Genomic DNA, 11,705 nt, shown 5'->3' with positions numbered 1-11,705 from the left:
TGTCACGGACCTGCCGTGCGTGAAGGCATCCCGGAGGCCGGGATGCCGAGGCTTGAAGATTATTCGGCGGCAACGCCCATGCGCATCCGTTCCATTTCTTCCAGCGCGCGGCGATATTCCACCGGCATGACCTTGCGGAATTTCGGACGATATTCCGCCCAATTGTCCAGGATCTGCTTGGCGCGGGCCGAACCCGTATAATGCAGATGGTTGGAAACCAGCTGGTAGAGACGCTCCTCGTCATGGCGGGTCATGTCTTCCGACACGTCCACCAGACCCTTGTGCATGATGTCGCCGCCATGGTGATGCAGCTTCTCCAGCATGTCGTCTTCTTCCGGCACGGGCTCCAGCTCGACCATGGCCATGTTGCAGCGCTTGGCGAAATCGCCCTTCTCGTCGAGAACATAGGCCACGCCGCCGGACATGCCGGCTGCGAAGTTGCGTCCGGTCTCGCCGATGACGACGACGACACCGCCGGTCATGTATTCGCAGCCATGGTCGCCCACGCCTTCGACAACGGCGATGGCGCCGGAATTGCGCACGGCAAAGCGTTCACCGGCCACGCCACGGAAATAGCATTCACCGGAAATCGCGCCGTAAAGCACGGTATTGCCGACGATGATCGAGTTTTCCGCGACGATGCGGGTATTTTCCGGCGGGCGCACGATGATGCGGCCACCCGAAAGCCCCTTGCCGACATAGTCATTGCCGTCACCGACCAGATCGAAGGTCACGCCACGGGCCAGAAACGCCCCGAAGGACTGGCCGGCCGTGCCCTTGAGGGTCACGTGGATCGTGTCGTCCTTCAGGCCCTTGTGGCCGTAGCGCTTGGCCACTTCGCCAGACAGCATGGCGCCCGCCGAGCGGTCTACATTCTTGATATCGACATCGAATACCACAGGCTGCTTGCTTTCGAGAGCAGGCATGGCCTTCTCGATCAGCTTGCGGTCGAGAATATCGATGATCGGATGCTCCTGGCGCTCGGTCCAGTAGGTTGCGGCCTTGGGAGCCGGAACCTTGTGGAAGATTTTGGTAAAGTCCAGACCCTTGGCCTTCCAGTGGGCCAGCATATCGTCCTTTTCGAGGATTTCGGAAGCGCCGATGATTTCGTCCAGCTTGGTAAAGCCAAGCGAGGCCAGAATTTCGCGCACTTCCTCGGCGACGAAGAAGAAGTAGTTGATGACATGCTCCGGCGTGCCCTTGAAACGCTTGCGCAGAACCGGGTCCTGCGTGGCAACGCCCACGGGGCAGGTGTTCAGGTGGCACTTGCGCATCATGATGCAGCCAGCGGCAATCAGCGGTGCGGTGGCAAAGCCGAATTCGTCAGCCCCCAGCAATGCGCCGATGATGACGTCACGGCCGGTTTTCAAACCGCCATCCACCTGAAGCGCGATGCGCGAACGAAGGCCGTTCAACACCAGCGTCTGCTGGGTTTCGGCAAGGCCGATTTCCCAGGGGCTGCCCGCGTGCTTCAGCGAAGTCAGCGGCGAGGCGCCCGTGCCGCCATCGAAACCGGCAACGGTGATGTGGTCGGCGCGGGCCTTGGCAACGCCTGCGGCAACCGTGCCTACGCCCACTTCCGAGACCAGCTTGACCGAAATATCGGCAGCCGGGTTGACGTTTTTCAGGTCGTAGATGAGCTGCGCGAGATCTTCGATCGAGTAGATGTCATGATGCGGCGGCGGCGAGATGAGGCCCACACCCGGCGTGGAGTGGCGGGTCTTGGCAACGGTCGCATCCACCTTGTGGCCGGGCAACTGGCCGCCTTCGCCGGGCTTGGCGCCCTGCGCAACCTTGATCTGCAACATGTCGGCATTGACCAGATATTCGGTGGTGACACCGAAACGGCCGGAGGCAATCTGCTTGATGGCCGAGCGTTCCGGGTTCATCGAACCATCGGCCAGCGGCATGTAGCGATCGCTTTCCTCGCCGCCTTCGCCGGTGTTGGACTTGCCGCCGATCCGGTTCATGGCAATGGCCAGCGTCGTATGCGCCTCGCGGCTGATGGAGCCGAAGGACATGGCGCCGGTCGCGAAACGCTTGACGATCTCTGCTGCCGGTTCGACCGCATCGATGGAAACGGGCGTGCGGCCCAGTTGTTCCGCCGACTTGATCTTGAACAGGCCGCGAATGGTGTTCATGCGCAGCGCCGTTTCGTTGACCATTTTCGCGAATTCGCGGTAGCGGTCCTGGCTGTTGCCGCGCACGGCATGTTGCAGGGCTGCGATGGAGTCCGGGCTCCAGGCATGGTTTTCGCCGCGCATACGATAGGCATATTCGCCGCCAATATCGAGCGTATTGGCCAGAACCGGGTCCTTGCCGAAGGCCGAACGGTGACGGCCCACGGTTTCCTCGGCAATTTCGGCAAGGCCAACGCCTTCGATGGTGGTGGCGGTGCCGAAGAAATACTTCTCTACCAGTTCCGAAGACAGGCCGACCGCATCGAAAATCTGCGCGCCGCAATAGGACTGATAGGTGGAAATGCCCATCTTGGACATGACCTTGAGAATGCCCTTACCGACCGCCTTGATGTAGCGATAAACGACTTCATCCTCGGAAACCTCCGGCGGGAAGGCGCCATGCTTGTGCATGTCGAGCAGCGTATCGAAGGCAAGATAGGGGTTGATGGCTTCCGCGCCGAAACCGGCAAGGCAGCAGAAATGGTGGATTTCACGCGGCTCGCCGGATTCCACCACAATGCCCACCGAGGTGCGCAGTCCCTTGCGGATCAGGTGGTGATGCACGGCGGCGGTTGCCAAGAGCGCCGGAATGGCGATGCGGTCCGGGCCGATCTGGCGGTCGGACAGCACGATGATGTTGTAGCCGCCACGCACGGCCGCTTCCGCCCGCTCGCACAGCCGGTCCAGCATTTCCGGCATACCTTCGGCGCCGCGCTCCACGTCATAGGTGAAGTCCAGCGTCTTGGTGTCGAAACGGTCTTCCATGTGGCCGATGGAGCGGATCTTTTCCAGATCGCCATTGGTCAGAATGGGCTGGCGCACTTCCATGCGCTTGGCATTGGCCATGCCCTCATGGTCGAGAATATTGGGACGCGGGCCGATAAACGAGACGAGGCTCATCACCAGCTCTTCGCGGATAGGATCGATCGGCGGGTTCGTGACCTGCGCGAAGTTCTGCTTGAAATAGGTGTAAAGCAGCTTCGACTTCTCCGACATGGCCGAAATCGGCGTATCGGTGCCCATGGAACCGACAGCTTCCTGGCCGGTGGTGGCCATGGGCGACATCAGGATATGGGTGTCTTCGCGGGTATAGCCGAAGGCCTGCTGGCGGTCGAGCAGCGACACGTCGCGGCGCAGCGCCCGCGGTTCCACCGGCTTCAGGTCTTCGAGAATGAGCTGGGTGCGATCCAGCCATTCGCGATAGGGATGCTGGGTGGCGAGGCCGGACTTGACCTCCTCGTCGGAAATGATGCGCCCTTCCTGCATGTCGATCAGCAGCATCTTGCCGGGCTGGAGACGCCACTTCTTGACGATCTTTTCTTCCGGCACCGGCAGGGTGCCGGCTTCGGACGCCAGGATCACGCGGTCGTCGTCGGTCACGAGGTAGCGGGCCGGGCGCAGGCCGTTGCGGTCGAGCGTTGCGCCGATCTGCTTGCCATCGGTAAAGCAGACGGCGGCAGGACCATCCCACGGCTCCATCATGGCGGCGTGATATTCATAGAAGGCCTTGCGCTCGGCGCTCATCAGCTGGTTGCCGGCCCAGGCTTCCGGGATCAGCATCATGACGGCGTGGGCCATGGAATAGCCGCCGCGCAGCAGGAATTCCAGCGCATTGTCGAAGCAGGCGGTATCGGACTGGCCCTCATAGGAAATCGGCCAGAGCTTGGAAATGTCATCGCCAAACAGCGGCGAGGATACCGAGGCCTGACGCGCCGCCATCCAGTTGACATTGCCGCGCAGCGTGTTGATCTCACCGTTATGGGCGACCATGCGATAGGGATGCGCCAGCTTCCACGAGGGGAAGGTGTTGGTGGAAAAACGCTGGTGGACCAGCGCCACCGCACTTTCAAAGCGCGGATCGGCAAGATCCTTGTAATAGGCGCCAACCTGATAGGCCAGGAACATGCCCTTGTAGACGATGGTGGTGGCCGAAAGCGACACCGGATAGAAGCCGGTTTCCTGACCGCCGAACTCGTCGTAGATGCGGTTGGAAATCACCTTGCGCAGCAAGAACAGGCGGCGTTCGAAGGCTTCCTGCGTGGCGGCATCGGTGCCCGCGCCGATGAAGACCTGAATGTGGCGCGGCTCGGTGGCGGCAATGTCTGGCGCCTTGGACAGCGAGGAATTATCGACCGGCACGTCGCGATAGCCGATGAGATGCTGGCCTTCCGCCGTGCAAACCTCGTCGATCACCTTCTTGAAATGCGCGATCTGCTCCTCGTCCTGCGGGAAGAAGAAATGACCCACGGCATATTCACCGGCCTTGGGCAGGGTGATGCCCTGCTTGGCCATTTCCTCGCGGAAGAAACGATCTGGGATCTGCACGAGAATGCCCGCGCCGTCACCCATCAGCGGGTCGGCGCCGACAGCGCCGCGATGGGTGAGGTTTTCCAGGATGAACAACCCGTCCTTGACGATCTGGTGCGACTTCTGACCCTTCATATGGGCAATGAAGCCCACGCCGCAGGCATCGTGTTCGTTGCGCGGATCGTAAAGGCCCTGTGCGGCGGGAAGAGCAGGCAGGCCCGTCTTCGGGGCGCTGGGACATTTCTCGCCGCTCGTCGTCATCATCTGGGATGGCGTCATCTTCATCATCTCAGTCCCTCCAGTCGGTCAGGTCGGCTTGTTTGCCGATTTAGGTCAGAAAGATTGACCTAATTTCGGCTTTTGTATGCCAGAAACTGTTAATGGACGCAAGCGGACAATCGGTCTCACTCTACAGGATGCGCAAGAAAATTATCAGGGAAATGACGAGTATTGCGCTTTGTTGCGCTGATTGCCGCGACGAAATCGCGAAATTGCTGTTTTTCCGGTTTGCCTGCCAGACAAATTGCGACGATTGAATATGGATCTGCAACGGCCTACACCAGGGAAAGCGGGTGTCTGCCGCTTTATCCTGTCTCCATGTCGATTTTCATGGCCCGATCCGCGCCGCGCATCCGTGCTGCGAGGCAAGGGCCACAGCAACGGGAAGGTCTGATGTTCTTTGCTTCCGATAACTGGGCGGGCGCCCATCCCCTTATTGCCGAAAGCCTGGCGCGCGAGGCCAGCGGCTATGCCAGCGCCTATGGGACGAGTGATCTCGACCGGCGGATCGAAGCGCAGTTCAACGAGATCTTCGAACGCGAGGTGGCCGTCTTCTTCGTGGGCACGGGCACCGCGGCCAACTCGCTGGCGCTGGCAAGCGTTGCACGGGCTGGCGGCGTGACTTTCTGTCATTTCGACGCGCATGTGAATGCCGATGAGGGCGGCGCGCCGGAATATCTGACCCATGCAAGCCGCCTTTATCCGGTGGAGGGCGAAAACGGCAAGCTCGATCCGGCAGCCTTGAAAACCGCAGTTTCGCGTTTCGATGTTCCATCGGTTCATCAGGGCCGGCCCATGGCCGTCACCATGACGCAGGCCACGGAAGCGGGAACGATCTACACGCTGGACGAAATTGCCGAGATCGGCATTATCGCCCGATCCCGCCGCCTGCCGTTGCACATGGATGGGGCGCGCTTTGCCAATGCGCTGGTGGCGCTGGATTGTACGCCCGCCGAGATGACGTGGAAGCGCGGCGTCGATATTCTTTCCTTCGGCGCCACCAAGAATGGCTGCTGGTGCGCCGAAGCCATCGTCTTCTTCAATCCGGACATGGCGGAAGAGATGCCCTATATCCGCAAACGCTCAGCCCAGCTCTTTTCCAAGACCCGTTTCGTTTCCGCCCAGCTCGAAGCCTATCTGAAGGATAATCTCTGGCTCGATCTTGCCCGCCATGCCAACGCCATGGCCGAGCGCCTGCGTCTGGGACTTGCCGCCTCCAATCGCGCCAGACTGGCATGGGAAACGCAGAGCAACGAAGTCTTCGCGGTCGTGCCGCGCGAGAGGGCCCGGGCTGCCGAAGCAAAGGGCGCAAAATTCTACGAATGGCTTGCCCCGCGCGAAAACCCGCATCTTGCAGGCGAAGACGAAATGCTGATCCGCCTCGTCACCAGCTTCGCCAGCACCAGCGAAGATGTGGACCGCTTTCTGGAATTATTGTGATGAGCCTTCAGGGGCTTGTGGCTGGGCGGCGGTAATCGTCCAGCCGGCCGGCGGGCGCTTGCGGGGGGATGCCGGTTTTGACCAGAAGGTCGCGGGGGGAGGGGGGCGCGGGTTTTGCCGGAGGCTGGGCGCCGCCGAGAAGGATTTTTGCGCCGTCCAGCGTCGGGTCGGAAATCTTCAGGGGCGGCGTGCGTAGTGCCTCATCACCCAGATTGAGGGGGGTGTCTGGCAGTTGCATGGCCGGTTGCAGGTCAAGGCGCATGAGGCCGGGGCTTGCCATGTCGCCCAGGCGCTTGCGGATGGGCTTTTCCAGAAAGAAGGCCATCTTGCGCTTGCCTGCCTGCGTCATGCTCACGCCGTCGGGGCCGCGCAGGCGAGCCTGCTGGCCGTTGATGTCCGAGCCGGTCAGCACGAAGCCACCATCCTCGTCCACGAAGCCGTCCCAGACATCCACGAATTCACCGCCCAACTTTTCGGTCGTCTTGCGGTAGAAAGTATTGAACCGGCTGAAATCACTGGAAATGCCCGGCGATTTCACCGGGGGCAGGCCAGTCCAGATCAGGGCGATGCGACGGTCCGTCACCTTGTGCGCCAGCGCCTCGATACGCTTTTGATATTCTTCCTCCCATGCCTCGCCGGGAAAGCGCTGGTCCCGTCCGCTCGCCCCCATTTGCTGGCGGTCATTGGCGCCGAGGGCCACGACCACGACGGCAGGTTTGACCTCGTCGAGAAATTTCGACACTTGCCTTTGCCAGTCATAATAATCGTCCCGCACCAGACCGGATGAACCATTGCTGCGAATGTCGATCAGGGTGCCGGGGGAATCGCGGAAGGCTTCCGCCAGCCCATCGCCGACGGCGGAGGCAAAAAAGTCCCCGACGACGAGAATTTTTCGCGCATTGTCCAGCTTGGCCGGTGCCGGAGGGGCGGCCGGTGGCGTGGCAATCGGCGTTATGGCCTTGGCGGGGGCGTTCTCCGGCGGTTTCTTGCGGCTGCGGACTGGCCGCGTCGGGGCTTGGGGGAAAGGCGCGCGGGGCGCAAGCCGATAGCGCGGCGGGCTATGGTCGAAGTGGCCAAACAGCAGATCCAGCAGATTTCGGCGCTGCGGCGGGTAATCCTGAGCTGCCGCCGGAAGGGCTGCCGCAGTTATCGCAAGCGTCATCATCAGGGCGATGAACCCATGCAATGGCGATCTTACGAGCCAGCGCATCATGCGTTTCTGCATCCTGTTTTGCCGCTTCAACGCTGGCGCAATGCATCCAGAAGCGGCTTTGAAGGTTCACCGTCGCTTGCCATGCCCAGCCGCTGCTGGATGGCTGCAATGGCCGCCTTGGAGCCAGAACCGAAATTGCCGTCGATCTCGCCGTCATAATAGCCAAGAGACTTCATGCGGGTCTGCAATTCGAATTTTTCCTTGATGTCCAGCGTTCCGTTCGGGCGGGGCCATTTTTGCACCATGCCGCCATAACCGGCAATTTCGTCAGCCAGAAGGCCAACGGCCAGCGCATAGGTATCGGCTGCATTATACTTCTTGATGGTGAAGAAGTTGGAGGTCATCAGGAAGCCCGGCCCGTCCTCGCCTGCCAGAAGTTTGAGCTGGGCGCGCTCACCCGGCCGGGAGAATGCCTTGCCGTTGGGCCGCACGAAACCCAGCCGCTGCCATTCGGCAAGCGTCATGCTCTTGCCCGCGTAACGCGCCCCTCCCGCCGGAACGCGGGTTTCATAACCCCAGGTCTTGCCGCTGTCCCAGCCGTTCTTGGAAAGAAGATTGGCCGATGTGGCCAGCGCATCGGGAATGGAATTCCAGATGTCCTTGTGACCGTTGCCATCGGCATCCACGGCATAAAGCAGATAGCTGGTTGGGATGAATTGCGTATGCCCCATGGCGCCCGCCCATGAGCCGGTCATGTCCTTGGGGGCGACATCGCCGTTTTGCAGGATTTTCAGCGCGGCAATCAACTGTTTGCGGGCATAGCCGCCGCGGCGGGGATCGGCAAAGGCCAGCGTTGCCAGCGCCTGCGGCACGTAATGCAGCCGCTCGTCCTTGGCCAGCACCGCGCCGTAATTGCTTTCCATCGACCAGATCGCCAGAAGAATATGCCGGTCCACACCGAAATAGCGTTCAAGAGCGGCAAGGGTGCGGCCATGGCGGGCCAGCATTTCCCGGCCAATCCTGACGGTATAGGGATTGACGCGGGAATCGAGATAATCCCAGACCTGCGACTTGAATTCCGGCTGATAGGCTGCCTTTTGCAACACATCCGGGTCGGGATCCTTGATACCGGCAAAGGCGCGGCGGTAGGTGTCGGCGGAAATGCCCTCGCTGGCGGCGACAGGATAAAAGTCGCTGATCCATTTCTGGAAGCGCGGTTCCGCGTGAAGATTGGCAGGCATTATCGCCATCCAGCCGCATACCAGCGCCGCAAACAGCTTTCCGGGGGCAGAAGTGTTTTTTGTCATCGGCTCATCCCAAGATTTTCAGGGGCGGTACCAGCCAGGCAAGGCCTGCCCGCGCGGCAGGGCATGAACACGTCCATGCGCTTCACCGGCACCCTCCAAAGGTGACTATAGGCCCGGAGGGTCAACAAATTCTTTACCAATTTACCAAATCTGGAAACCAATTGGAAATGTTTGGCGGCCTCACATTTTCACCATATATTTTGCCCGCGGCAATGCGCCCGATTTTAGTCAGAATCCATTCATGTTGAAACTGCTAATCGATTGAAGCATTTTGAGGGAAATCCGCAGTCTGCGGGCCTCGTGAAAATGTGTGAGATTTGCGAACCAAGGGACATGTTCAACCGTTGTGAACGGGCACATGCCATGGCCGTGCCTGATTGATGTTGATCCTCCAGGAGGAATGAGTGGGTATCCAGAAGAAAATCCGCAAAGCCGTTTTCCCTGTCGCCGGTCTTGGAACGCGCTTCCTGCCCGCCACCAAGGCGGTGCCGAAGGAAATGCTGACCGTCGTGGACAAGCCGGTCATCCAATATGTGGTGGACGAAGCGGCAGAGGCCGGTGTCGAGCATTTCGTTTTCGTGACCGGGCGCGGCAAGGCCGTCATCGAAGATTATTTCGACATCCAGTTCGAGCTGGAGCAGACGCTGAAGGCACGCAACAAGAATGCCGAACTGACGCTGCTGTCCGGCATTCTGCCAAAGGCCGGCACGGCAAGCTTCACCCGCCAGCAGGAGCCGCTGGGTCTTGGCCACGCGGTGTGGTGCGCGCGGGACATCGTGGGCGACGAGCCCTTCGCGCTTCTTCTGCCTGACATGATCATGCGCGGCGAAAAGGGCTGCATGAAGGGCATGGTCGAGCTTTACGACAAGGCAGGCGGCAACATCATTGCCGTGGAGGAATGTCACCCGGATCAGGCCCATAAATATGGCATCGTCGGTGTCGGCGAGGCGCTGGATGGCGGCTTCCGTATCACGCAAATGGTCGAAAAGCCCGCCAAGGGCACTGCACCCTCCAACTTCTTCATCAATGGCCGCTATATCCTCCAGCCGGAAATTTTCGAGATTCTCGAAACGCAGGAACGCGGCGCGGGCAATGAAATCCAGCTGACCGATGGAATGCTGAAGCTGGCAGGCAAGCAGGATTTTGCCGGATACCACTTCAAGGGCGAAACCTATGACTGCGGCGCCAAGGATGGCTTCATCCTTGCCAATGTCGCCTTCGCGCTGGAACGGGCCGATATTCGCCCTTCCGTGGAAGACCAGCTCAAGGCCATGGTCGCAGCCCTGAAGTAAGGCTGTCTTCGCCTTCGTGCAGAATAGTCAAGGCCGCTCCACCGGGGCGGCCTTTGTTGTTTACGAGCCTGCCTCACGGAAACGGGTGCCGATTGCAGGATCTATCGTGTGAAGCTACTGCATAATTCCTTAAATCGGAATCGATTTAAGGTGAAAATTATGCAGCAGATTTAAAGTGTTACAGCGTCCTTTGTGCGTTTGTTAAAACGCACGGCGCTGTAAAAGTTTCATCGATTTGGGCGTCTCGGATTTTCTTCTGAAAATGCCCTATCGTTTCAGCTTCACGCCAATGCCCGCCGTCAACGTCCTGTCGGTGCTGGTGCCGCTCGATAATTCATAGGTGACATCGGCGGTCAGATCGACATTGCGGTTCAGCGTGTAGGTCAGCCCGGCCCCGGCGTTATAGGCGGTGGAATTGTCGCCTGCGCCGCGATAATTGCGCCAGGTAGTGCCGCCGGATAGCCGCGCCACGAGGTTGTCGCGCAGTTCATGGGTCACAAGCGCCGTCAGCGCATAGGCCACATCGCCGCTGACGCCAGCGGTGGTGGAGGGTTCGATGGAGGTTTTCAAGCCGAGATCGACATTGGTACCACGCCGTGGCGACCAAAGCACGGAGCCGTCCACGGTCATGGCGCCCAGATCGCTCAGGCGGCTGTCTTCGAAAGAGGCGCGTTCATAGCCAAGGGCCAGTTCACCCTTGAGTTTTTCGCCCATATCGGAGGCAATGCCTGTCTTGGCGCCATAGAGATTGCCGGAGCGGGCATAGCCTGCGCTGTCACGCGATTGGTCATAATTGCTCCTTCCGGCCAGAATTTCCACGAAGGGCAGGAGAGCGGGACTGATTTCATAGCCGAGGCGGCTGTTGAGGGTGATCGTGTTGCGGTTACGATCGGAATTGGACAGGGTGCTGCCGTCGGAAAGCTTCGCGTCGGTATAGACGAAGCGATCGAAATTCACGCCGACCGAGCCACGCAGCCGCCCTGTCTCACGCTCCAGCACCGCGCCGGTCGAGAATTGATGGACGCCCGACTGCACCGAGGCGTTGCGAACAGCATTGGGATCGGTGGTGCTTTCGCGGCTGAAGCCATAGCCCGCCGAAAGCCGCGCCGCCATGTCATCATTGAGGTCGAGGCGCAATTGCGCATCTACCTTGCCGGACGGATCGTCATCGCCGTCGCCGGCGATCTTCCGCCGCCAGGTACCGTCGCCGGTGATTTTCAGCTCATGCTGCGACCAGTCGGAGGTCAGCGTGCCTTTCAGGCCATTGTTCCAATAGGTCGTGCTGGTCTTCTCGCCGCCATCGGTCTCGCGCTTGACGCCGAGGCCCTGACTGACCTCCGGTTTCAACACCATGGTGCCGATGCGAATGCCCAGCCCGTCATCCGCCGGAGGCTGGCTGCGGCGCTCGTCCAGGGGAGACTGCCGCAGGTTCTGGCGGCCAGCGTCGAGGGAATCGTCCGTGATGCGGCGAAAGCTGGCCGCATCCAGCGCATCCTGCGCGGTGCGGTCGAGGCTTTTGGCCGGGCTGACCGTTGCAGTGGCCGTCTCGTCCGTGCCGGTTTCGTTTGTCGTGCCGCGAAGGGCGGAAAGCCCGTTGACCTCCTGGGCAAGGGCCGCGCCACCCGTCATCGCAACCGCCACTGCCACAAGAGCAAGCGGGCCGATCTTGCGCCCCGGCAGACGGAGTTTGATCTTTTGGCATGGTTTGCGCATGAAGAACGGGCCTTCGAGAGGGCGGGTATTGCCA

At 60.5% G+C, this 11,705-nt stretch carries 5 protein-coding genes and 1 pseudogene; 2 read left to right on the top strand and 4 right to left on the bottom strand.

Features of this window, described 5'->3' with window-relative positions:
• Window positions 1–59 precede the first annotated feature (59 nt).
• Window positions 60–4,694: pseudogene (gene gltB, locus T424_RS0112055) on the bottom strand (glutamate synthase large subunit); the annotation flags it as partial.
• Window positions 4,695–5,159: 465 nt separating this feature from the next.
• Between gltB and T424_RS0112050 the strand changes: the two are divergent.
• The gene (locus T424_RS0112050; protein ID WP_027487958.1) at window positions 5,160–6,206 is read left to right on the top strand and encodes a threonine aldolase family protein; all 1,047 of its coding nucleotides are present in this window, start codon (window positions 5,160–5,162) and stop codon (window positions 6,204–6,206) included.
• Between the two features lie 7 nt (window positions 6,207–6,213).
• Here T424_RS0112050 and T424_RS0112045 read toward each other — a convergent pair whose 3' ends face one another.
• Entirely contained in the window at window positions 6,214–7,419 is a 1,206-nt protein-coding gene (locus T424_RS0112045; protein ID WP_245269531.1) for an SGNH/GDSL hydrolase family protein, read from the bottom strand.
• 26 nt (window positions 7,420–7,445) lie between these two features.
• The gene (locus T424_RS0112040; RefSeq protein ID WP_027487956.1) at window positions 7,446–8,666 is read right to left on the bottom strand and encodes a lytic murein transglycosylase; all 1,221 of its coding nucleotides are present in this window, start codon (window positions 8,664–8,666) and stop codon (window positions 7,446–7,448) included.
• A 404-nt stretch (window positions 8,667–9,070) separates the two neighbouring features.
• Between T424_RS0112040 and galU the strand changes: the two genes are divergently transcribed.
• Window positions 9,071–9,958, top strand: a complete 888-nt coding sequence (gene galU / locus T424_RS0112035) for a UTP--glucose-1-phosphate uridylyltransferase GalU (protein WP_027487955.1) — start codon at window positions 9,071–9,073, stop codon at window positions 9,956–9,958.
• A gap of 267 nt (window positions 9,959–10,225) precedes the next feature.
• Here the strand turns inward: galU and T424_RS0112030 are convergent, their stop codons facing one another.
• Window positions 10,226–11,671 (bottom strand): outer membrane beta-barrel protein, encoded by a 1,446-nt coding sequence (locus tag T424_RS0112030; RefSeq protein WP_051558950.1) that lies wholly within the window; start codon window positions 11,669–11,671, stop codon window positions 10,226–10,228.
• Between the last annotated feature and the right edge of the window lie 34 nt (window positions 11,672–11,705).

Origin of the sequence: Allorhizobium undicola ORS 992 = ATCC 700741 (assembly GCF_000621665.1) — a bacterium.
Lineage (GTDB): Bacteria > Pseudomonadota > Alphaproteobacteria > Rhizobiales > Rhizobiaceae > Allorhizobium > Allorhizobium undicola.
This window is presented reverse-complemented; position numbering and strand designations above follow the sequence as displayed.